General features: G+C 45.2%; 19 protein-coding genes. 7 read left to right on the top strand and 12 right to left on the bottom strand.

The window, feature by feature from the left end; all coding sequences use genetic code 11:
- Window positions 1-102: 102 nt before the first annotated feature.
- Window positions 103-1,089 (top strand): GGDEF domain-containing protein, encoded by a 987-nt coding sequence (locus ACLGGO_RS23620; protein ID WP_446421133.1) that lies wholly within the window; start codon window positions 103-105, stop codon window positions 1,087-1,089.
- 115 nt (window positions 1,090-1,204) lie between these two features.
- Here the strand turns inward: ACLGGO_RS23620 and ACLGGO_RS23615 are convergent, their stop codons facing one another.
- From ACLGGO_RS23615 to ACLGGO_RS23590, 6 genes are all read right to left on the bottom strand, one after another.
- Window positions 1,205-2,911 (bottom strand): EamA family transporter, encoded by a 1,707-nt coding sequence (locus tag ACLGGO_RS23615; RefSeq protein WP_446421132.1) that lies wholly within the window; start codon window positions 2,909-2,911, stop codon window positions 1,205-1,207.
- A 72-nt stretch (window positions 2,912-2,983) separates the two neighbouring features.
- Complete coding sequence (locus ACLGGO_RS23610) at window positions 2,984-4,357, bottom strand: NB-ARC domain-containing protein (RefSeq protein WP_446421131.1); 1,374 nt, start codon at window positions 4,355-4,357, stop codon at window positions 2,984-2,986.
- A gap of 149 nt (window positions 4,358-4,506) precedes the next feature.
- On the bottom strand, window positions 4,507-4,734 hold the full coding sequence (locus tag ACLGGO_RS23605; protein WP_446421130.1) for a hypothetical protein: 228 nt from the start codon (window positions 4,732-4,734) through the stop codon (window positions 4,507-4,509).
- Window positions 4,735-4,944: 210 nt separating this feature from the next.
- Complete coding sequence (locus ACLGGO_RS23600; protein WP_446354236.1) at window positions 4,945-5,142, bottom strand: DUF2283 domain-containing protein; 198 nt, start codon at window positions 5,140-5,142, stop codon at window positions 4,945-4,947.
- Window positions 5,129-5,392 (bottom strand): DUF4258 domain-containing protein, encoded by a 264-nt coding sequence (locus ACLGGO_RS23595; protein ID WP_446421129.1) that lies wholly within the window; start codon window positions 5,390-5,392, stop codon window positions 5,129-5,131. Before ACLGGO_RS23595 ends, ACLGGO_RS23600 begins: the two co-directional genes overlap by 14 nt.
- 120 nt (window positions 5,393-5,512) lie before the next feature.
- Window positions 5,513-7,198: a hypothetical protein gene (locus ACLGGO_RS23590; RefSeq protein WP_446421128.1), complete on the bottom strand. Its 1,686-nt coding sequence runs from the start codon at window positions 7,196-7,198 to the stop codon at window positions 5,513-5,515.
- A 334-nt stretch (window positions 7,199-7,532) separates the two neighbouring features.
- On the opposite strand from ACLGGO_RS23590, the gene ACLGGO_RS23585 reads away from it, so the two are divergent.
- From ACLGGO_RS23585 to ACLGGO_RS23575, 3 genes are all read left to right on the top strand, one after another.
- Complete coding sequence (locus ACLGGO_RS23585; RefSeq protein ID WP_446421127.1) at window positions 7,533-7,703, top strand: hypothetical protein; 171 nt, start codon at window positions 7,533-7,535, stop codon at window positions 7,701-7,703.
- Between the two features lie 729 nt (window positions 7,704-8,432).
- The gene (locus ACLGGO_RS23580) at window positions 8,433-11,168 is read left to right on the top strand and encodes a VIT domain-containing protein (protein ID WP_446421126.1); all 2,736 of its coding nucleotides are present in this window, start codon (window positions 8,433-8,435) and stop codon (window positions 11,166-11,168) included.
- 161 nt (window positions 11,169-11,329) lie between these two features.
- Window positions 11,330-12,166: a Uma2 family endonuclease gene (locus tag ACLGGO_RS23575; RefSeq protein WP_446421125.1), complete on the top strand. Its 837-nt coding sequence runs from the start codon at window positions 11,330-11,332 to the stop codon at window positions 12,164-12,166.
- A gap of 167 nt (window positions 12,167-12,333) precedes the next feature.
- Here ACLGGO_RS23575 and ACLGGO_RS23570 read toward each other — a convergent pair whose 3' ends face one another.
- Window positions 12,334-13,689, bottom strand: coding sequence for an inorganic phosphate transporter (locus ACLGGO_RS23570; protein ID WP_446421124.1), 1,356 nt, complete (start codon window positions 13,687-13,689; stop codon window positions 12,334-12,336).
- Window positions 13,690-13,743: 54 nt separating this feature from the next.
- Between ACLGGO_RS23570 and ACLGGO_RS23565 the strand changes: the two genes are divergently transcribed.
- Window positions 13,744-14,061 (top strand): hypothetical protein, encoded by a 318-nt coding sequence (locus ACLGGO_RS23565; RefSeq protein ID WP_446421123.1) that lies wholly within the window; start codon window positions 13,744-13,746, stop codon window positions 14,059-14,061.
- 169 nt (window positions 14,062-14,230) lie between these two features.
- Here the strand turns inward: ACLGGO_RS23565 and ACLGGO_RS23560 are convergent, their stop codons facing one another.
- Entirely contained in the window at window positions 14,231-16,300 is a 2,070-nt protein-coding gene (locus tag ACLGGO_RS23560) for a DICT sensory domain-containing protein (protein ID WP_446421122.1), read from the bottom strand.
- 626 nt (window positions 16,301-16,926) lie between these two features.
- On the bottom strand, window positions 16,927-17,286 hold the full coding sequence (locus tag ACLGGO_RS23555; RefSeq protein ID WP_446421121.1) for a hypothetical protein: 360 nt from the start codon (window positions 17,284-17,286) through the stop codon (window positions 16,927-16,929).
- 484 nt (window positions 17,287-17,770) lie between these two features.
- Here ACLGGO_RS23555 and ACLGGO_RS23550 point away from each other — a divergent pair, with 484 nt between their 5' ends.
- A complete protein-coding gene (locus tag ACLGGO_RS23550) occupies window positions 17,771-18,118 on the top strand; it encodes a hypothetical protein (protein WP_446421120.1) in 348 nt (115 codons plus the stop codon).
- Between the two features lie 167 nt (window positions 18,119-18,285).
- Here the strand turns inward: ACLGGO_RS23550 and argB are convergent, their stop codons facing one another.
- Window positions 18,286-19,185, bottom strand: a complete 900-nt coding sequence (gene argB / locus ACLGGO_RS23545; RefSeq protein WP_446334058.1) for an acetylglutamate kinase — start codon at window positions 19,183-19,185, stop codon at window positions 18,286-18,288.
- Between the two features lie 258 nt (window positions 19,186-19,443).
- On the opposite strand from argB, the gene ACLGGO_RS23540 reads away from it, so the two are divergent.
- Window positions 19,444-20,241, top strand: coding sequence for a hypothetical protein (locus ACLGGO_RS23540; protein WP_446421119.1), 798 nt, complete (start codon window positions 19,444-19,446; stop codon window positions 20,239-20,241).
- Window positions 20,242-20,464: 223 nt separating this feature from the next.
- Here the strand turns inward: ACLGGO_RS23540 and ACLGGO_RS23535 are convergent, their stop codons facing one another.
- Both ACLGGO_RS23535 and ACLGGO_RS23530 read right to left on the bottom strand, forming a co-directional pair.
- Complete coding sequence (locus ACLGGO_RS23535; protein ID WP_446336805.1) at window positions 20,465-20,689, bottom strand: hypothetical protein; 225 nt, start codon at window positions 20,687-20,689, stop codon at window positions 20,465-20,467.
- Complete coding sequence (locus ACLGGO_RS23530) at window positions 20,686-22,449, bottom strand: S8 family peptidase (protein ID WP_446421118.1); 1,764 nt, start codon at window positions 22,447-22,449, stop codon at window positions 20,686-20,688. Before ACLGGO_RS23530 ends, ACLGGO_RS23535 begins: the two co-directional genes overlap by 4 nt.
- Window positions 22,450-22,754: the final 305 nt, after the last annotated feature.

Raw genomic sequence — 22,754 nt, 5'->3', positions numbered from 1 at the left:
TAACGTACCGGATGAGTGGCTTCAACAGACCAGTCATGCCAGTATAGAAGAACCGATATCAGGGGCATCACGACATCTCACCGTTTAAAACCGCACGTAAGCATGCAAAGCCAATTAAATACCCCTGTACTAGAACAATTGATTGATTTACTTCAATCAAGTTATTCGGTGGAAGAGGCATGTAAAACCATTGAACCCTTAGTTCGACAACTTTTTCCCCATGAGATTGGGGCGATTTTTGTGATGAACTCATCAAAAAACTTACTGGAGGCGATCGCGACTTGGGGTTCTATCCCCTTGACGAGCGATTCAGTCTTTTCGCCCCACGAATGCCTAGCATTACGACGCGGACAGGCTCATTTGGTCGATGATACTCATTATTGCTTAAACTGCCAGCATATTCGCGCTAATTCTCCCGCCGTGGAAACCTTTTGTGTTCCCATGATTACCCATGGAGAAGCGGTGGGTTTGCTGTCCGTCAGTTCACTCCAACGGGGGCGAATTGCCCAAACTCGACAATTAGCGGAGAAAGTGGCGAAGCATATTGGCTTGGCATTAGCCAACTTAAAACTCCGAGAAACTCTGCAAACCCAGACGTTTCGAGATCCGCTGACGAAGCTTTATAACCGACGGTATCTAGAAGAATGCTTGGAACGAGAGATCCGCAAGTCTCAACGTAAACCCCAGCCTATCGGGGTGATTTTATTGGAAATTGATGGGATGGAACAGTTAAATGACAGATTTGGGCAAGCCATGGCTGATTTTCTGTTACGCGAGATTGGTTTTTTATTGCCCAGCCAAATTCGGACATCTGATATTGCCTGTCGTTACGGCGGTCAACAATTTCTCCTATTATTGCCAGAAGCTGCGTTAGCCGTCACCCAACGACGCGCCGAACAAATGCGACAGAGAATTCAGCAACTCAGTTTAGAATATCGGGGTCAATCCTTGGGTTCTGTGACAATTTCTGTAGGGGTAGCCAGTTTTGCTGAACATGGTAAAACGGCGAAGGAAGTTCTGCAAGCGGCTCAGATAGCCCTAAATCTGGCGATCGCCGGAGGACGTGATCGCGTTGTCACAGCATCCTGAGCTCAAATGGAGGTCAAAATTCAAACGTTACTCCCAGACGTGCCATGGCACGTCTGGTACATTAGATTGTTTCCCTGCTTCTGGGATGGCGCGATTCCCTACGGGATAGCTTCGCTTACCGCACAATGGTTAAAATGCTTAAAGCTGCCACTCCTATCGTTACCAGCACCATACCCACAATTTGAGAAACCGTTAATGGACTCTGAATCAGAATCCAAGCTAACAATGCCGTTAACACAGGTAAGGTAGCCCCCAAAACCGAAGCACTAGCTGCACCAACTCTCTTCATTCCCATGGTGTTGAAGACATAACTAATCAGAGTAACACCGCCTAAAACCAAACCACTAATCATTAGATTTGACCCCAAACTCGGCGCATAGACCAAACCCCACGATGCTGGGAAGGATATCATTACACCCAAGGCGGAAAATATCAGGACGATGGCTAAGTTCAGCAACAGAATTGGCATCGGATGAAGCTGTTTTGCCAGGTTTTGCATAAACATCAAATGCAGTGCAAAGGCGATCGCTGATCCTGATGCCAGGGTAACACCAAATGGTGACAGTTCCCCGCTACCACTGGGTAAAGTCGTCAGCACAAACCCAGCAATCACCATAGCGAAGGGAATGAAATGACTCCATCGATTGAAGCGATCGCTCAGTAGTAACAGCACGATGGGATAGATAAAGAAAATAATCACGGCAACACCGGGCGCAATGATTCCTAATGCCCAATACAGCAATACTTTGGATAAGAATACCGAAAACCCACTACATACGAGAGTACCGAATAAACCCCAATTGCGCGATCGCACAACCTGCTGAATATCTCGCCACACCCCCGGATAAAACCCCCGACTCAAAATTGCCGCCATCGGTACAACCACCAACATGCGTGACCATAGTACCAGTAAGGCATTCCCTAGGGTCGGCAGCCAAAAACCGCCGTAGGGGCTTGGTAACCAAGCCCCTACTGGGAATCCCGTGATCGCTGTGGCATTAAAAATAATATTGACAAAAACGTTTTCAAATGCTAAAGCTAGCAAGGATAACAACACCAGCACTAACCCAACCAGCCGTTTCCCCATGGATTGTTTTTGCGGGCGTCTTTGAAGCTGGGTAGGCCCAACAGCGGGTAAAGGTGATTGAGACGCAGACGTGACGATTTCACCTTGATGAGAGGGAAGAGAAGATCCATCCTGATCAGGCGGTGGTAACGTTAGATGATTAGGGGCGGCGGGAGGGATTTGAGCACGGGGTTCAGGGGTAGAGGATAGGGGAGGCATTTCAGCTTTGAGTCGATTCACCAGCGTCTCTAGAATCACCGACCCTTGTTCCTGTAGACTATACATCTGGCTCAACTGTTGGGAAATTGAGCTTTGATAGCTATTGAGATCCTGTTGTAGTGTTCTAAACGTGATTCTCAGGGTGTTATCTAAGGAGGCGACTACTTCCTGGATGGTTTGCTGATGATTTCCCACCGTCTGATCCAGGGAGAGTGTTTCTGAAGACTGGGCGAGTTGTTTGAGTCGCTGACTGAGTAAGTCTTGCAGTTGATTGGCTAAAGCTTGGGCAATCTCAGACTCCAGTTCTGGCTGTTGAGTCAAGTGCTGCTGTCGTTGATCGTGCAGCGTTTTAATCTCCTCGGTCAACTGGGCTTTTTCTTGTTGTAGCCGCTCAATCTCCTGAGTAAACTGAGTCATGAGACTGTGACGCAATGTCTCTATGCCTTCAATACTCTCCGTCATGGATTGCAAGAGATCGGCGGCGGCTTGTTGTTCTCGATTCTCCGCGTTGTCCGGTTGATTGTCTAGTTGCCCCATTTGCATTTAACCTTTGATTAACCTCACCGCTTTGAGTCGGATGATGAATTTTAGCCACGCAAACGTAGAGCGTCAAGTCTTTTGATGTCTCTTCATGTACCGCTTACTTTCTTGCGGAAGAATACTTTTTATATACCACAGAGGCACAGAGGACACAGAGGACACAGAGGGAGTAATACTCAATCCGCTTTGGGAATTCATCATGGGTTGCAGAGTAAACGAGGGTTCATCAGCGCTGAATCGTTTTTCTAGGAGCGATCGCGTCTCTAAAGCTGCAATTCCAGTTAAAACGGCACTCAGATCAGAAGCATAGAGCAAATGGCTTTGCAATCGGCATAATGAGATTGGTTCCTGCCAAATGGCTAACCAGTAGGCAATTGATAGCTCAGATTCAGACAACCTGTCAAATTGCTGGTTAAGCAACGCTTCCAGGCGATCGCCTACAACGATAGTATTCTGACGGCGAAATGCGTTTACATTCCCGGCAAAAATCGACTGAATCAGCGGTATTATGGTTTTCAATGCCAATGGATTACCCCGGTACAGTTGCCACAGAGCCGATAGTCCGGGTTCTTTGCTGGTGAATCCTCCGGCTTGCAGTAATGCCATTGCATCAGCTTGTTCTAAGCCTTGCAAGGTTAAACAGCGAACCCATTTAGAGTTAGCTGCGATCGCGTCAAATCCAGGTAGTTGTTCGCGACTGGTAACTAGAATACAACTCTGATGGCGGTTGAGGCTCAAGGATTGCAACAATTTACTGTATTCCTCAATATCGTCTTTCTTGTACACAACCGAATCGAGTCCATCAAGTACCAGTAGACAGCGACGCTGTTGTAAATGATGTCTGAGTTGCCTTATTCCTGAGTGAATATCTTGAATAACGGTTGGTTCCAACGTATTCAGGATACTGTCGAGTAGCGTTAGCAGGGAGGGTTGGTAAGTTAGCGATCGCCATAAGAGACAATCAAAGTCAGACTGGACGCGATCGCATAGAGCAACTGTGAGGGCTGTTTTGCCAATCCCACCCATGCCAACGATTGCCACGAGTTTACAATTGTCTGTAGTAATCCACTCCTCTAACTGATTTAACGGTTGAGTTCGTCCATAGAAATTATCCAGATCCGGCGCTTCATCCCAATCAATCAGGGGAGATTTAAGTGCGGGTACATTAGGGTTTAGGCTTTCGGGAAGTTGTGCGATCGCCTGCCAATCGCTGATACCCACAGCTTGACAGATAGCAATAAAGGCATCCTGTTGAATTCGTTCCCCGCGCCAAAAGCGGCGTAGAGTCGCTCTGGAGGTATGTGCATCCTCCCACCAACAAGCGGTGCTAGTTTTCGTCCAGCCGCGACGTTGCCTTGCTCGGTCTACAATAGTTAATCCTTCTGTGGATGCACAGAGCGAGTTATTCATATTAGCATGATCGGTCAGGATAGTATCTGCCAAGAACTCAAGTTCTTGGCTAAAAGCTCAAGTCCATTAAAATGGACTAAAATCCCTATACTGTCTATTAATTATGGACTTTAGTTATGGGTTAATTCGGTAAAAATGCAGGTTTACTGGTGTTTTATATCCCCCTATTGTCTAATAACTATCTACCACTCATTGAGATAAACTTGTTCACAGTCCTGTTCTATTGCTTGGCGCATTAACTTAACATCATCGGGTGGGATTGAACCTGCGAAATGTAGTAATTCTCGCCCGGATACACCTTGAATTGTTGAACTAGCTAAAGCGTGGGCAAATTCAAGCACTCGCCACTGCAAGTCTTGAGGCATAATTTTTAGTTGTTCAATAAGCTTATCCAAAAGAGGCGTATCCATATTGCTCTGTTGTATACAATTCTCAACTCATTCTAGTTTAGCTAGGGGACTCTAGAGCGTCGATGCCATAATAGCAGTGGTAGGGAAGAAATAATAAGTCCAACAGTTACGCTGGCTTGGCATCTAAAGCACCATTCGTAGGGGCACGATACTATCGTGCCCTATTATATGTAGCTCTTTAACCCTTGCTGCGATCGCAATTGATAAAAATCAAGATGTTGAAACAAGTTCAGCAATCATCTCTTCAGACATAGACTGCTTGAAATCTAAAATCTCAATCAGCACGAGCTGGTCATTAAGTGAGTAGTGAAGGATTATCCGTCCTTCATCTTCTGCATAGGCGATCGCATCCTCTGAAAGCTCAATCAAAAGTGCATCTACATCTTTGCTGTATCTAATTTTTTTCATAACGGCTCCTCCTACCTGGATACAATGTAATCACTAAAATGAATGCCTCATATTCTCGATAAACAACTCGTAACACTAAGTTTTCATCTAAGTTTTTTTGTGCTGTGATTTTTTCTCCTTCTCCTAATTCTCGTCTATCCGGAGACTGGATAGTGTCAATAACAAAGTCCTGGTGAATTACAATTCCTCGTTGACTTAACAAGTCAAGTTTGAACAGAGCATGGTCACTGAACCGGAGTTCTTTTAACATAGATTTAATCCGATAATTCAACTCCCAAGGCTTCAATGTTTTGGGTTATTCAGGCGGTTAAAGTGGTTTCATCTGTTTTAATTCGTTCTACTCCTGTTTAATTTATCTATTCATTGTTGTCTAGTTTTCTGATATTTTATTTTTTCTTCGCTTTTTTTCTTCACGAATTATTTTTTTGTCTTCACGTATTGTCGTGTCGGTAGGAGCGCTGAAGGTTAAGCTGAGTGCAGGTTCACTTTCAGGGTCAGAACTAACCTGAACGAGCTTTGCATCTATAATCTCTTGACCTCTACTCACTGCATTTTTTAATAAATCACTAATTTGTTTATTATTATCAATATTCCACACTTCACCAGCCGTAATTTTTCCGGCTAACAGGCGCGTTATAAGGTTCTGGGGAAGCTTGAGTGTAAAAGCACCGCTAGCATCAGTTTCTATGTAGGCTTGAGGAGAATCATTAATAGGCTCTGTAGAAGCAGTGAATGCACCAAACTCTAACCTAATGCGTGATTGCTCTCTCAATTTAGGATCTACTTTTACAAAGTTAACATTGGTTATTTGTTGGTTCACTTCTGTAGCCAAGCACAGATAATCACCTATTCGCTTTTTGAGAGTTGGATAATCATCACTGCCTGATTTTCGATCATCCCAAACCTCACAAGCGGTAATATCTCCTGCTAGGAACAGAGCCACAAGATTGCAGGGAATCTCTATGTTAAAAGAAAAATCTGATCCAGGGCTAAAAACAAAACTACCTTCCCATTCCTTGTATCTTTGTGATGCTATAGGAATTCTCTGTGTTTGTTGTGCCTCCCAGCTTTCATAACCAGAGCCATATTCAACCTGATTAAGATTTATTTGATTAAGAAATTGTTCCTGCTGTGCCGTTAACTCTACATCAGGATGAGGGTTCTTGATAACGATAGGTTGACTGGCTCGTTTTCTGCATCCATAGCTTAAGCCAGAATATTCATTTTTAATCGTGACGATTACCACAGCCGAAATCAACCTGGAACCCTTGACTCTTTGTCTCCGTGCTTTTGTCCCAGGCCAAGGTGCTGTTCCTATGGCATTCAAAGTTGTTGTCAAATCCCACTGTTCTGTATCTGCTAGAGCGGAGTATACTGCTTGTTTAGGGCTAATAGAAGAAGGTGTACCGCTATCATTAATTTGATGTAGCTTTTCAGAAGCACCTAAAAAAAGAACGAGCGGTTTATACTTTTTGCCAGATTTTGCCCACTTGCTGGCTTGCTTTGCCTTTTCCTCAATTTTTTTATAAATTGGGTGGCTTTTAGGGCATTTTGGTACATTTGGCGCTGGAAAGGATGAAGAGACAAAACCCCCTTGTTCTATCCCTTCAATTATCACAATTAAATTTGTATTTTCAGTTTCTTCAAGACATAAAGTTGACTTGAAGTTACCCGATTCCAGCTCAGCTACAAAGGTTTTCCATTTATCTGTCTTAAGTAACTGTCCCCAGGAATTGTTTGGCGGTACTTGTACATCTTTGCTAGTATCGGCTGGCTTAAGTCTGATTCTTAGGTGTTGTGAATCAGCCACCTTTCTTTTAGATAATTCTTCTCTCACCCAAGAAGGAAAAAGCCTTATATCAGTTTCTTGTTGCTGGTTACGAGGGATAATATATGCAACTTCTACCCAAAAAGGATCACAGTCATCAGGCTGCAAGAAAATATCAGGAACTGCTTCTTGCTCTCCCTCAGGCTGAATTAGAGATGAAACTTCTGAATTTGAGTCGTCTTGCTTATGATGCCTTGAAATAACCGCAGAAGCTGTTGCATGTAGCACGATAAGTTCCCATAAGTGAGATCTCGTCTGTTCATGTTCACCTCTAAGACGTTCTCGAAGTTTATTTAATTCTGTGCCGAGCCACGTCTCACACTGAGACAGTAAAAATTCTGCTTGAGGTTCGCTAATCACTAGTTCAAATACGTTTGTTTCTGGAGTGAAATGGGATTGAAGAACCTACATTCTAACAAATCCGTCTTATGCCACATCGGGTAGGGGTACGATACCAAAGCCCCTACTGGAGAACTATCATGCCCAATCAATCCACCCATCCGCCTCTTCACAATGTTTGCTTCCCGCAGACATGCGACATTAATCCGGCAAGTTCGAGACGATGGCAGTTATTTTTACCAAATTGTTGAGTACCACATACTTCAAAAATAAGGTTGAGCTTGAGTATTCTAGAAGCCACCTCCATTTTTTAGCGGAGGAAGTCGCCATTGATGACATGGAGATTCGCATTGGCGATCGCACGATTAAAAGTAACATAATGATACTGATTTAAGGCTGGTGGGCAATGCCCACCCTACGGGATATCAAGGGTTTCGGCAATTTGGACTTTAGACTAATTAGAGCCGATCATCCCTGGGCGATCGCACTTCTTTTGATAATCACGATTCACTAGATACCCCTTGGCTTTTTCTTTCGGCTTCGCTACTGTTATGCTTCCCTTGACTCGATGTCATTTCGGCTCAATTTGTCAAGTTCTGATAAGTTAAACGATTCTTTCACCCAGAACGGTTTAAATTTTTCAATCAGAGTCTTGTCTCAACAAAACGTCATAATTGCTCGTTTTTTACCTCTTTTTGGGAAAAAGCTACGATTTTTCAGGGGTTACGGCAATTGTGAGAAGAGTGTGCGATTTTCAGGTATACTCTCTATGGTGGCTATTTTCTGGGCAAAAACAATCCAAGCACAGCTAAACCCCTTGAATCTTGGTAAAAACTTTGTATAGTTTATGATTTTCGTCTTACGCTCAACATCCCCTTGGACATAAGTATTTTGTTAAACTTACCTCCCTTCGTTGCGCCACATACCCTGAAAACTAAGCCATGTATTTGAATTCTTGGTCGTCTGTGTATGAGAATAATAATCAAAATTAAATGGGGAAGGTAAGCGTTGCTCACCCCCTATATGTAGTTTCGGATTTGGTCTAAACTCCAGCAAGAGGAGGCGATTGAAATCGCTGCTACACAAACTTTCGTCCGCCTGCGCGGACTAGATTATAAAGGGGGTGGCTAACCCGGATTTGGTATCAGCCCCATCGGGTAGAGATACGATACCACAACCTCTACTGAGTCAATTACTGAGTCAAAGGTTGAGTCAAAGGGTCTACTCCCTAGGTAGAGATCCACAATGCGATATCCGCATCCACTCAATGTTTATGTCTCGCCACCATGCAACATTAATTCGACAAATTATAGATGATGGCAGTTATGTATACAAAGTTGTCGATGGTAATGCCAAAGGCAAGCAAAGTGCTAATGGACTATTGGCTAATGGACAAAAATGTCAAGTCCATGATCTTGAAGATGAAGATGAGATTGTTTTTGATCCCAATGTTAGTGCAAAATACTACCTGCTTAAAAAACAAGGTCAATGGAAAATGAAATATAAGACCAAAAAGGCTAAATCACCTCTTCCATCCCCATCACCAAACTTAGGTGGTTTATACGTTCAATCTGAAAAAGGAAACCCCCTAGTCTTTCCCCTGAAGCATACTGACGTACAAGCCAAGGTGACGGGAAATATCTCGCGGGTGGAGGTAAAACAAACCTTTGAGAATCCTTTTTCCACTCCCCTAGAAGCCACCTACATCTTCCCCTTACCCGATGAAGCCGCTGTTGATAATATGGAGATTCGCATCGGCGATCGCACAATTAAAGGTAACATTAAGAAACGCCAAGAAGCGGTAGCCATTTACGAACAAGCCAAAAAGCAAGGACGCACCGCCGGATTGCTAGAACAGGAACGGGCGAACATTTTTACCCAATCCCTGGCTAACATCCAACCCGGTGAGCAAATTGATGTCATAATTCGCTACACTGATAGCCTAAAATTTGTTGGGGGAAATTACGAGTTTGTCTTCCCTATGGTTGTAAGACCTCGTTATATTCCTGGAACCACGATTGATGAGAATACCACAGGTGGGGGTTCAGCACCTGCACCGATGACACTGAATAAAGACACCGATTTAGTGCCAGATGCGTCTCGCTTAAATGCGCTAATTCTACCTCCCGGAACTCGTTCTGGACATGATATTAATGTGACTGTAGATATTGAGGCTGGGGTTGAGATTAAAGAGGTGCATTCACCCTCACATCAGATTCAAATTGAGCGCCAAGATCAGCGAATGCGAGTCACGCTATCTCAACGAGACACAATTCCCAATAAAGACCTAATTTTACGCTATCAAGTCGCAGGCGATCGCAGGCAAACCACAGTATTATCTCAAACCGACAATCACGGCGGATATTTTGCGGTTTATTTGATTCCAGCGATTGAGTATAACCCCGATCAATTAGTCCCCAAAGATGTGGTATTTTTGATTGACACATCAGGTTCTCAAAGCGGTGAACCTTTAAACAAATGTCAAGAATTAATGCGCCGCTTTATCCAGGGACTCAATCCCCACGATACCTTCACCATTATCGATTTCTCGGATACCACCCGCCAACTTTCACCAGTTCCTTTGGCGAATACAGAAAAAAACCGAAACAGCGCCATGAATTATATTAATCAGTTAAACGCCAGTGGCGGAACTCAACTGATGCGGGGGATTCAGGCGGTGCTAAACTTCCCAGAGGTTGATCCGGGACGATTGCGGAGTATTGTACTGTTAACTGACGGTTATATTGGCAACGAAAATCAAATTCTGGCAGAAATCCAACGCCATTTAAAATTAGGGAATCGCCTGCACAGTTTTGGTGCAGGAAGTTCGGTTAATCGTTTTCTCCTGAATCGAATTGCTGAAATTGGACGGGGAATTTCCCGGATTGTCCGCTACGACGAGCCGACTGATAAAGTTGCTGAACAGTTCTTTGGGCAAATTAATAACCCAGTGTTGACGAATATTCAACTGTACTGGCAAGGCGAGGGTGAACCTCCCATCATTTATCCGGCGACTCCACCTGATTTATTTGCTGAACAGCCATTAGTTCTATTTGGACGCAAAAAAGACGCTCTACCGGGAAGGCTAGAAGTAACAGGAACGATTGCCGGAGGACAGCAGTACCAGCAGAGTTTTGAGCTTAACTTTGAGGATACGGGAAATCCTGCCATTGCACAACTGTGGGGTCGTAACCGGATTAAAGACTTGATGAATCAAATGGTGAAGGGAGAGACAAAAGTTGGCGTAGAGACTGTCACCGATACTGCCTTAACCTATCAACTCTTGTGCCAATATACTGCCTTTGTTGCCGTCAGCGATGAGGTGCGCGTCAATCCCAAAGAAGGTTCTGTCTCTGTACAAGTCCCCGTGGAAATGCCGGAAGGGATTAGCTATCAGGGAATTTTTGGCGATGTAGAAGTAGAAGCTACCTATGAGTTTGATGGGTCATGTGAAGGATGGCTGGATGAGTGTTCTGATGATTCGTTAGCTTCCATCTTTGGATCACCACAACCTATAGCTCCAAAGCAAGCTCCAAGGCTTTGGCAAGTTGAGCATCGGGAAGCTCAGCCTACAGCTAATCGCCTACAAATTGTTAGTACAGATGGACTGAATCAAGCTGCGATCGCGCGTTTGACTCAACGCCTACAATCGATCCAGTTATCCCCAAATGTTAACGGGTTTCTCGTCTTCGAGTTCTACATTAGCAAACGTCTTGTACAACAGCTAACGATTAACGAGAAAGCCTCATCAGTAAAGGATCAGACGGTAATAGAAGCAATTCGGCGATCGCTTCTAACTTGGCATTCCCCTCAATCCACTGTTGATAAAGTTTGCCTAGTGATAGGAATTCAACCCTGATATCCTCTTTCCAATACAGCAAGAGGAATCCAAGGTGTAGGGGCGGGTTTAACCGATAACGTTCTGGAAACAACCGATAACTCGACTAAACCCGCCCTTCCCATGTCCTGGACACAAGGTAATTGTTACAATACTAACCAGAGAAAGCGATCGCGTTGTCTATGTCCATTACTAAACCCTTTATCGAACAAACTGATCCCCCTCGTTCTCCCAGAGAAACCCTGCCCACGATGTACGATCTCAAGAGTGAATCTGTGGAGGAATCTGGATTGCCCGACGAGTACCATCTGTGGCAAGCTGAACTATGCAGTGCCACGTTCTGTCCACCCAATTATCAGAGCGATCGCATCTTTGTAGCGAGTGACTTGAATCTCTACTATGACGTGAATCATCCCAACTGGTACAAGCGACCCGATTGGTATGCTGTAGTGGGCGTTCCTCGACTCTACGAAGAACGGGAACTGCGCTTGAGCTATGTGATTTGGCAAGAAGGAGTTCGCCCTATCGTCGCAATCGAATTACTCTCTCCAGGAACTCGCCAGGAAGACTTGGGACAAACGGAACGCGGCGGTTCACCCCCAACCAAATGGGAAGTGTACGAGCAAATTTTAGCCATTCCCTACTACATCGTCTTCGACCGCTATACTGACGAATTGCGAGTATTTTGGTTAGAAGGCGATCGCTATCGGCAACGGGAACTCACTGAACCCAGAATCTGGTTGCCCACCCTAGAATTGGGAATCGGATTGTGGTTCGGAGACTATCGCGGATTAGAGCGACAATGGTTGCGCTGGTACGACGCCCAAGGAAACTGGATTCCCACACCGACGGAAGCAGCACAGCAACGGGCAGAATCTGCCGAACAGCGAGTCGAGAATGCCCAACGCGCCCAACAGGAAGCGATTCCCCGACTCTTAAACATGGGTTTGAGTGTTGAGCAGGTTGCCGAGGCTTTAGGATTGTCCGTTGAGCAAGTCAATCAATGGGGACAAGAGTAGTGTCGGGTACAAGCATTACACTATAATTCTGAAGGCACATAAGGTTTAAGGAATAAGCATTCCCTCGAACAAAGTCAATCAAATGGACAATTGTAGGGGCGGGTTTAGGGACTAACGCTAATTAAAAGCCGATAAATGAGCAACAAAACCCGCCCTTGCTTAAGAGCCTAAAGAAAAATCCCACGTAAACTGATAAAAATAATTGCCCCTAAACTAGCGGCGGCGGGTAGCGTAATTAACCAAGCCAGAGCAATGGATTTAAGGGTTTGAAAGCGAACTGTGCGCCAATTTTGAATCAATCCAATGCCAACAATACCACCCACTAAGGCGTGAGAGGTAGAAACCGGGAAGCCGAAGCGGGAAGCGAGTAAAACAGTTGTCGCCGTGGCAATTTCGGCACAAAATCCACTACTCGGTTGTAAAGGGATAATATTTTCCCCAACGGTAGTAATCACCTTTTTACCCCAAACGGCTAAACCTGCAACGATACCCGCACCACCGACGATAAGAATCCACAACGGAATATTAAACGCAGTGAGTGGAACCGTACCCGTAGCAATGATATACGCGATCACAGCTAAGGGAGCGATCGCATTCCCGACATCGTTGGAACCGTGAGCAAACGCCACAAAACAAGCGCTGAGAACTTGGAAACGCGCCAGTTGTTGCTCAATTGGTGAGGGAAAGGGGGACACAGAATTAGGGGGTGGGACAATATTAGCTTCAATTTCCCCTTCCCCAGTTTCCCCGTTATGAATACTTTTGTCTCTCGATTCTTCAGTATTAACAGGTAAATTTAAGGAACCACTTTCTAACTGATTCCAACTAATCAGACTGAGGACAATCGCCGCTATTGAAACCGTAATAATGGGTAAATCATGAGCAGGAATTGGCAAAGCATAAAATAGAGGACGATTAAATAAACTTGGCATCACAATCGCGCCAAAGATGCTCAAAAGAATAGCACTTAGCCAAGGAATCCATTCCCGTAACCGAACAATCGGATTCGTTCGCCTTAAAATTGAGGTATTGATAATACTATAAAATCCGGCGGCTAAAATCCCACTGATAACGGGTGTAATAATCCAGGTTAACGAAATACGACCCAACGTTCCCCAGTCTACCGCCTGCACCCCAATCGCCACCCAACAAAATCCTGCGATCGCGCCAACCACAGCATGGGATGATGCGACAGGTAATCCCAGACTGGTGGCAATTTGTAACCATAAACCACAAGCGAGTAACACCGAAGTCATCCCCAGTAATAACACCTGTGGCGTTTGGGCAAATAACGTTGGATCAATAACTTTCGTTGCTAACGTTGTCGCCACCCCTTGACCAAATAAAACCGCACCCGTAAACTCCAAAATACCTGCAATAATTAGCGCTTGCCGTAGAGTAACCGCTTTTGAGCCAACTGATGTTCCCATGGAATTAGCAACATCATTGGCGCCTAAATTCCAGGCTACATAGAAGGCAAGAATGGCAGTTAAACCGAGTTGAACTACAGCTATTGAAATCACTCGTTATTCCTTATTCATCAAAATTTCCTGCACGGCTTGAGGTTTTAGCACAGCATGTTACCCACACCCTTACCATTCCCCCAAAAAACTGATCAGCGCCGACACACGTTTAAGGAAATGTTACAACGTCTGCATCGAGAGGGCATATATATTCATTCTGAGCAATTAGCAGAATTTCTGTTAGTCCATGGATTGCCAGTTGATTTGTGTTATGTCCCTCAACATTTGCACTCTAAAGCCATTCAAATCAATCAAAACTATCAGGGCGATATGGTGTCCCTAACTGAACAATCCGAACCAGATTGGGATTATTCCTGGATGAACGAAGTCCAAACGCCCATCATCAAAAATAATCCCTGCTATAAAATTTAAGAAAAAAATAGGGATAGCTCCTCGATTTCCAGTTGTTTCCAAATTCTCTAAAATTTTCATTCAAGTCCGCTCAATTCCTCTGCGTACCTCTGCGATATCCTCTGCGTACTCTGCGTTAAAAAAATATAATTCATACCACTAGACTTGATCTAACCGAGTAATCCTCAATTCACTTTCGCTTAACTCTTGACCCCTTACGACTACCTTTTCCCTTCGCTTTAGATGGCTGGGATTTTGATGTCGGTGCAATCATTGGCACCGTAAAGTGAAACTGACAACCCTGGTCTTTACCCGCCGAGTCTGCCCAAATTTTACCGCCCCACCCCTTGACAATTTGGCGACAAATTGCTAAACCTAAGCCTGTGCCGCCTGTAGTCCGTCGCAGCGCCCCTTCTTCTTGATAAAAACGATCAAAGACATCTTCTAAGCGATTGGGTTCAATACCCCGCCCTGTATCGGCTACGGTCACTTTTAACATAGAATTCCCATTGGTTTGAATCCCAATTGTGATTTCTCCTTGGGAGGACGTAAATTTGCAGGCATTGTCTAGCAGTTTGGCAAGGGTTTCCACCAGCCACTCGCCATCTGCTTGGACTAAGGGCAGATCGGTAGGAACTTGATTAATAATATTCGGTCGCCGCTCCTGTGACCAATGGACGTTGATCCGGCTGAGGGCTAACTCAATGCACTCTTGTAGAGAAATGGCTTCTACATTCCATTCCACACGACCACTTTCTAGGCGGGAGAGGGTGAGAAAGTCTTGCACCAGTTTCCGCATACGTTCGGCGTCATCAAGGGCGGTATTGAGCATCACTTGACGCAATTCTGGCGACATATCCGGCTCGCTAGCCAGACTTTCTAGGCAAACCTGAATGGTTGACAGGGGGGTGCGGAGTTCGTGACCCGTGATTGCGACTAAATTACTACGAGTGCGGTCAAGGGCTGCGAGTTGTTGGTTCAAATCTTGCAGATTCGCATAGGCTTCAGCTTGGATTAAGGCGACACCCACTTGAGTCGCGATCGCTTCGACGAGGGCGAGTTCTTCATCCTTCCACCGATAAGGGATTTCCCCACAGTGGTGTAACTCAACCATACCCAACAACTGACCCTGATATAATACGGGAACCATTAGCCAAGAGCGCATACTAAAGGTTTGCACCAATTCCTTTAAGTTAGAAGACGGGGAATTGGCGCTTTTACTCGGTGTTTGGTTCAGCCGAGGATCGTTTTGGGTATCTTCTACGGAAATGGACTCTTGATGTTCGACAATTCCTTGAAACAGAGAATTGTCTTTTAGGGGCCAAGGGCTACCTAAAGTTGAGCAAAGGATGGTGCGATCGCGTCCTCGGGTTTCCATGTATTCATGGGTAATCGTAGCTTGAGTATCCGTTGCTTTACAGCGATAAATCAGACAGCGACAGGAACCCATGGCTCGTCCTAACTCTTGCACCGCGATTTCTAGGACTTCATGAGGATCGAGCGATCGCCGAATTGCCGTGCTAATCGAATTTACCAAACGCTCTCGTTGTTCTTGAGCCGCGATCGAGCGATATGCTTTCAGGAGTTTATACTGACCAGCTTGTAAGTAAGTCACCAACCGCTGCACAAACGGATCTGGATTAGGTGAGTCTTGCGGATTCACGTCTGAGGTTTGACTTGATTGAGAACTTACCCCTAATGAGTCGCCAATATACTGAGCTTTTGCCTGTTCGATTTTATCCGCTAATTCAGGTCGATAGCTGGCAATGCGATCCAGAAGCAACTCGGCGGCTTTTGCACTAACCGTTCGGTCAAATGTCCAAATTCCCTCAAAACGTCGAGAGGTATCCATCTCGCCATTGACGCTATTGGAGACAGACACAGGTTTTTCTCGGCAAATCAAACAGTTGGCATAGTACGAACCAATTACGACTAAATGCCACTCGTGACTTAAGCCATCGCCCGGATCAAATGCCACGGTTTCGTGGTGCTCTGAGCTATTCTTGAAATCAGTTTCCGGTGCGGCTAATACATAGACATGAGGTGTCCGTTGAGCAATACGCCGATAGCGATGGGCTTCCTGACGATAGAAGCGTTCTCGCTGAAAACAGGCAATCACCAACGGCTGCTCCGAACCAGCCAAGACCTGATCTTCCATTGCATGGGAGAGTGCGGTCAAAGACGCTTTGAAATATACTTGTTGCCGCAGTTGGGGCATGGCTTGGAGTAAGTGAGCCAGCACCGAAGTTTTGATGATCATTCAAATAAGCGATAAGCAGTTTTTAGCTTGAGCTTGGCAACAAACCCTTGACAAATCCCCTTTTTTATGAATTAAATCGCCGCAATACCCAATTGATCGAGAACAATCGGCAGGTATGGGGAATACCAAAGGGACGCGATTCTGCAAAGAACCGCTTTGGTGTCATCTAGATTTGATAACTTGTCCTATCAACCTATGGTACAAAATGAGGTAACTTCCACCTAGCGAACCCGATAAAATTCCTTTTTAGATTGTACCTTTATGGAGGACGGCTTTCCTCCCCAGCTTACCTGACGCTCTCAGAGCGGAGGAAAGCCACAAATTTTGATGAACAAGCAAGCTTGTCACCCCATGCCCCTGGGAAGATGTCAAGTTGAGGGAATGGCTCGAATCAGGGATAGAGCAATTTGAAACGTCGAACCCTTTCTCAGGGTGCTGGTAACGCTGATATGTCCCCTATGAGCCTGAACAATGCTTTCAGTCTTTATTTAAAATTAATTTTTGTATGATTTGCTACATTTTGACCCAAGCATCCGGGAGAGCCGAATCAATATACCGACGAAAAATGACCCCAAAATGACAGGCGAAACGTTAAACCAAAAACTGGCTAGCCTTGACACCTGTGTTTAATTTTTAGTGAACTTGTTTCCGACAGCACAAATTCCTAATGTCAATAGAGCCAATACCGTTGATGTTTCCGGAACAGGTATTCTCAATTGTTTAGACTCGATGAAATTTAAATAGGCTTTTTGATTGTTAGAATTATACAAAAAATCATCTGAACTAAGGATAGTATGTGAACGTTCAAGAAGACTAGAACTGAATGCACTATATTGGAATGTGCCATTTCCGGCATTGAATAAATCACCCCCACGCTGATTGGCGCTGTTCCAACTTCTTATCGTTAATGCGCCTACCGAATTTCCTCCTAAAGCTTCTAGAAGAATAGACAGTGATAAAGTCACAGCTATTAAGAGTTTATTCATATTAGTAATGGGGTAATCTGTATCTTAATATTTAGAATACAGTGATTTATAATTTAAATTCCTGGTTTTTTGCCAGGTTCACAAAAACTTTACATAAATAAAGAAATTAAGTTATTATTAATTTAAATAGTTGTTAAGAAAAAGTTTACATATATGAGGAGTTGAAAACCTTCGCTCAATGTACGTTGATGAAGCTGCCTGAATATTCGTAAAATATATTTACAATCCTTAAATAAACTTAACCGTTTTAACCAGGCAAATCCCTTGACGTATAAATTTTTGTTATCAAAGCCAATGTATTCTATCTTCACACAATATTTAAAAATTTCCCCTTGACAAAAGGACAAAGGGTGAGTAAATGAAACATAGTATCTATGCAGACCTATAGGTAGGTTTATTTCGTGCCAGTCTCATTAATATCCTACCTTAGTAGGATGAACCTCTCAAGATAATATGTAACGGCAAAGAATAAAGGAATAAAGGAATGAATAAACTTTTCCCAGGTTTCTCAGATGGGTTCCCAGTCGCGCTGAGACTATGGTTAGTATTTTTGCTATGCCTGTTCTTATTGAGATACTCGGTTCCCTTCAGTATTTTAGTGGGTGCTGTTGGGGGAATTGCTGGCGGCTGGGTTGTAGCTTGGTGGAAAAGTAAAGATGAACCGAGTACCGTACCCTCTGAACCCCAAGATGAGCCAGAAGATGAGCCAGAGGAACCACCCGTCAAGCTAAGTGGATTAAGCCTGGCGAAACAGCGTCGAGAGGCTAAAGCGAGAAAGCGTGCCCAGAAACGCCCCACTTCATTGACGGGATTATTAAACAGAAGTAAGTAACCTTCCACATACCAAACACCAAATCATAGGGGCGGGTTTTACCGATAACGTTTTGTCGATGTCCGATAACTTGACTAAACCCGCCCCTCTAAGGGAAGCAATGTTCCAGACTAATAGGGCACGTCTGGGAATAATTTTGACTGGTGGATAGTTGAAGCTAAGCAGTGCTAAGTCGTAAATTCAGATGCCACAATCATAGAACCAATTCCTTTATTGGTAAAAATTTCTAAAAGTAGGGCGTGGGGAATTCGACCATCAATAATATGAGCCGCCCGTACCCCCTGAGCCAGCGATCGCACACAACAGTTGACCTTAGGTATCATACCGCCAGCCACAACGCCCGATACCATTAACTCTCGTGCTTGTTGGATATCCAGCTTAGCCATTAGAGTGGAGGGGTCTTGGTAATCCTGCAAAATCCCAGGAGTATCGGTGAGCAAAATTAACTTTTCTGCTCCCAAAGCGGCTGCTATTTCACCAGCAACGGTATCAGCGTTGATATTATAGGCTTGACCTGTATCATCGGCTGAAACACTTGACACAACTGGAATGTAGCCACTTTTGACCAAAGAGTCCACCAGTTTAATATCAACACTGCTGACTTCTCCGACAAAGCCAATCCCCTTGCGCCCTTCGGGACGGGCTTTGATTAAATTCCCGTCCTTACCGCAAAGTCCCACGGCTAAACCCCCAGCCCGGTTAATCAAAGAGACTAACTCCTTATTAACTCGACCCACGAGAACCATCTCCACAACATCCATCGTAGGCGCATCCGTCACCCGCAACCCATCCTTGAATTGTGGTTCAATCCCCAGCTTATCCAACCAGCTATTAATTTCTGGACCCCCGCCGTGAACCACGACGGGACGAACGCCGACACAGGATAAGAAGACAACATCCCGAATCACTTTATCTTTGAGGTTGCTATCCTTCATCGCCGCCCCCCCATACTTCACCACAACTGTCCTTCCGGCAAACTGCTGGATGTAAGGTAGAGCTTCACTGAGTATCTGCACACGGGTTGCTTCGGCTTCCCGGATTAAATCGTGATTGTTTTCTTTTGTCATCGACAGGAACTGGAAGATCAATAAGATATCCCAAGCAGTTTAGATCATTTCTTTATTAAATATCTCCCCCTGCTTCCCCTGCTCCCCCTGCTCCCTCTGCTCCCCCTGCTTCCCCATCTCCCTATTCGCCAAAATCATCCATGGGATAGAGTTCATCGCTACTCCACCAGAAAGATGCGTCGCCGCAAGAAAAGCCTTTGAATGAAGGGTGGAAGCCTTACTTCTAAGATTTGCTGACTATTCAGAGGACATTCATACATGTTTATTAAACACTATCGTAAAAGCTTACCTGCTAGTGCGATCGCCTTAGCGCTAATAGCTGTGCTACTTCCCTCCTGCGCCGACACCACGCAAGAGGTTGTCACCGCTGGACAAGAGGAAGAAAACGTGACGGCGGAGGAAGTCGAGGAGAACACCGAACAACTCATCGGTCAAACCGTGACAATCAGAGGCGAAGTGAGACAGGTTCTGGATAATGTCTCCTTTACCATCTCAGAGGATGAGTTTTTTGGCGGTGATGAAATTATCGTGGTCAATACCTCAGGCGAACCCTTTACCCTGCCAGAAGATGACGATGTTGAAGTCCAAGTCATCGGTGAAGTGCGCCAGTTTAATATGGTAGAGTTTGAGGAAGAATTCGACTTAGACTTGCAATTCGATACAGACTACGAAAACAAACCCGCGATTGTTGCCGAATCACTGGCACTTGCACCCAAACCCGGAGAAATTACCCAAAATCCTAGCCAATTCTACAATAAAACCGTGGCTGTAGAGGGTGAAGTGGAAGAGATTAGGAGTAATAATACCTTTACCCTCGATGAAGATCAGTTAGCGGGTGGCGGTGATTTATTGGTCTTCACCTTAGTCGCACCGGAGAGAACCATGGTCGAAGGTGAAGATGTCGTCGTGACGGGTGAGATACGTTCCTTTGTCTCTGCTGAATTTGAACGGGATTATGATTTAACCTGGGATTTGGATGTCAAACGCCAACTGGAAGCCGAATACGAGAATAAGCCTGTATTCATTGCTAAATCAATCTATCCCTCTGCTCAATAATATTTAGTCTGGTAGCATTGGTTATCTGAAGGGGCGGGTAATGAAGCGAACAGCTAAGAACAGCTAAGTTCTTATCAATCTTAGTAAGCTACCTGTAGGGGCACGGCAATGCCGTGCCCCTACCATAAAGTCAGTTATCCCCTAAAAAGCAACTCTCCCGTAATTATTAATGTGATCAGTTTTTAGGTATCACATCAATTACGGGAGAGCCTAGATTTTCAGTTTAATCTATCACTTCAAAGGACTTTACTTCGAGGACAGGACCAATCATTGCTGTGGTCATTACATCTTCTCGCACTTCTCCTTTCACCTTCACCTTCAGGTTAGGTTGCTGTAACTCATCGGGGGCATCCTGAAGTTCATAGGTTTCTCCAGAATCGGCAACTAAAGCCCAAGCCCCCATGCCAATATCCTTGTGTTCGATTTTGCCCGTTACATTAATGCTCATGCAAATCTCCCTTCTTCTTTAGAGGCAAAATAGGCAAGTCCAAAGCACAAAAGAGCATTTGCCATTAAAAATAGACGCGCCCCAATGCCACTTCCTAACCACAGAAGACTGGGAGACATTACCGCACTCACCGCTAAGCAACTGGCAACACCTAAAGCTGAACCAATCGCCACCCATTTCCATTGGGGATGTCCCAGGAACAGTGCCACTAAGATAAAGGGAATCAGCACGCTGGCAAAAATGGGATTTAATAACCCACTGCCTTGAATCGCTGTACCCAATTCTGGAATCGAACTGCCCATGACTCGTAGGGGCCACTGGGGTAAGTCAAAGATATAGAAGCCGCGCAGGAAGAATAATCCTGAACTTCCAGCCACTAACCCCGTGGTCAAACTCCAGCCAAAGGACAAATAAGTCCGTAAGAACCACGCCAAGAGGTAGGAACCCAGAACCATAAGAACTTTCGGCAGCAGCGCAACCGCACCACCATCAATCCAGAACCGGAGATTGAGATAGCCATTATCGCGCAACCAACGGAAGAAATCACGGAAGGTAATTTGTCCCTTCGTCGCTAATTTCACCGCACCGGCGGCATCTAATTGTCCAGCGCCAAAGTGGTTGAGGGGGTCATCTTCAACCGGGCGGCTGGATTGTTGGAGAACGCTGAATATTTCATCAGGATTATCGATCCCACTGGCTTTTACCAAAGCCGCTACCCCAGCAACGTGGGGGGCTGCCATACTGGTTCCCTGAAAGCCGGAAAACATGGCAGTTTTGGTTTTGGGATTAATGGTTTCTTGGACAATCTTACCCGCTTCACTACCACCAGGGGCAGAAATGTCAACCCCTGCACCGTAGTTGGAATAGGGGGCTTTTACGCCAGCCGAATCCACAGCGGCAACACCCAGAACATGGGGATAACGGGCGGGATAGGAGGCGGAATTTTGGTTGGCATTCCCTGCTGCGGCAATAATCGCGACGCCTTTGTTATAGGCATAGTCGATTGCTTCTTGCATGAGTTTACTTTCACCGCCACCGCCCAAGCTCATATTGATCACATCCGCGCCATTATCGGCGGCGAATTTAATCGCTTCCGCGATATCAGAAATCGTACCACCGCCACCCGCACTCAATACTTTTAAGGGCATGAGACTGGCTTCATACGCCACGCCAGCAACCCCGTAACTATTATTGGTAGATTGGGCAATGGTTCCGGCAACGTGAGTCCCGTGACCATTATCATCGAAGGCGTCAACTTTATCGTTTACGAAGTCGTACCCTTCGACGAGTTTGGTATCTTTGAGATCAGGAACTGGACTAATCCCAGTATCAATCACCGCGACTGTAATCCCACTTCCCCGCGTTTCATCCCATGCGGCTTCCACATTAATGCTGCGGAGATTCCATTGCTGGCTATAGTTGGGGTCGTTGGGAACAAAAAACGTACTGTAGATGTAGTTGGGTTCAATATATTCCGTGTCCTTTGCCAGTTCTGAGCGTTTGAGCTGACGCAGGAGTTGCTTATCGCCCTCCAAAATGTAAATATTGTCAACGTCAGAGAATTCGCTATTGAGTCGCGGCGTCACACCGTATTTTTGTGCGATCGCGTCCACCTCAGCGCTAATCTCTGTGGCGGGAATATCTTCCCGGAAATCCAGTACAATTGAGCCAAATTCCCCTTGATTTGCCAACCCTTTAAAGTTGAGAAGGGCAAAACTTAGCCCAATGACAAACAAACACAGTAACAAAAACTTTTTCATTGGCAACCATCCGTATATCGTGCCAGTTTAACCTCTACGATAGCTTATTGTTATTGCAGGGAACAGGGAACAGGAAATTTAGAGCAACCCCTTGTCATTTGCTATTCGTACAACCTCTGGCAAAATCTGTTGCCACATTGGTTCTTTGTTATTGGTCTACGAATCGGGGCGGGTTTAGGCACATCAGGGTGAGGTCAGAAAGGATAGTAGTAAAACCCGCCCCTACAACTGTCATAACTCTTCCCAGCTTCCCCATCTTCCCCTGCTTCCCCTGCTCCCCCTGCTCCCCCTGCTCCTGATCACTG

Origin of the sequence: Coleofasciculus sp., assembly GCF_046565525.1 — a bacterium.
In the GTDB taxonomy this organism is placed as follows: domain Bacteria; phylum Cyanobacteriota; class Cyanobacteriia; order Cyanobacteriales; family Coleofasciculaceae; genus Coleofasciculus.
The sequence above is the reverse complement of the archived record's forward strand: the minus strand, read 5'-3'. Positions and strand labels throughout refer to the sequence as shown.

Excerpts from the sequence above, each read along its gene's own strand:
- ACLGGO_RS23575 (WP_446421125.1), top strand. The coding sequence starts at position 11,330 with ATGTCCATTACTAAACCCTTTATCGAACAAACTGATCCCCCTCGTTCT.
- ACLGGO_RS23595 (WP_446421129.1), bottom strand. The coding sequence starts at position 5,392 with ATGTTAAAAGAACTCCGGTTCAGTGACCATGCTCTGTTCAAACTTGAC.
- ACLGGO_RS23560 (WP_446421122.1), bottom strand. The coding sequence starts at position 16,300 with ATGATCATCAAAACTTCGGTGCTGGCTCACTTACTCCAAGCCATGCCC.
- ACLGGO_RS23565 (WP_446421123.1), top strand. The coding sequence starts at position 13,744 with ATGTTACCCACACCCTTACCATTCCCCCAAAAAACTGATCAGCGCCGA.
- ACLGGO_RS23600 (WP_446354236.1), bottom strand. The coding sequence starts at position 5,142 with ATGAAAAAAATTAGATACAGCAAAGATGTAGATGCACTTTTGATTGAG.
- ACLGGO_RS23530 (WP_446421118.1), bottom strand. The coding sequence starts at position 22,449 with ATGAAAAAGTTTTTGTTACTGTGTTTGTTTGTCATTGGGCTAAGTTTT.
- ACLGGO_RS23615 (WP_446421132.1), bottom strand. The coding sequence starts at position 2,911 with ATGGGGCAACTAGACAATCAACCGGACAACGCGGAGAATCGAGAACAA.
- ACLGGO_RS23535 (WP_446336805.1), bottom strand. The coding sequence starts at position 20,689 with ATGAGCATTAATGTAACGGGCAAAATCGAACACAAGGATATTGGCATG.
- ACLGGO_RS23585 (WP_446421127.1), top strand. The coding sequence starts at position 7,533 with ATGGCAGTTATTTTTACCAAATTGTTGAGTACCACATACTTCAAAAAT.
- ACLGGO_RS23550 (WP_446421120.1), top strand. The coding sequence starts at position 17,771 with ATGAATAAACTTTTCCCAGGTTTCTCAGATGGGTTCCCAGTCGCGCTG.
- ACLGGO_RS23555 (WP_446421121.1), bottom strand. The coding sequence starts at position 17,286 with ATGAATAAACTCTTAATAGCTGTGACTTTATCACTGTCTATTCTTCTA.
- ACLGGO_RS23540 (WP_446421119.1), top strand. The coding sequence starts at position 19,444 with ATGTTTATTAAACACTATCGTAAAAGCTTACCTGCTAGTGCGATCGCC.
- ACLGGO_RS23620 (WP_446421133.1), top strand. The coding sequence starts at position 103 with ATGCAAAGCCAATTAAATACCCCTGTACTAGAACAATTGATTGATTTA.
- ACLGGO_RS23605 (WP_446421130.1), bottom strand. The coding sequence starts at position 4,734 with ATGGATACGCCTCTTTTGGATAAGCTTATTGAACAACTAAAAATTATG.
- argB (WP_446334058.1), bottom strand. The coding sequence starts at position 19,185 with ATGACAAAAGAAAACAATCACGATTTAATCCGGGAAGCCGAAGCAACC.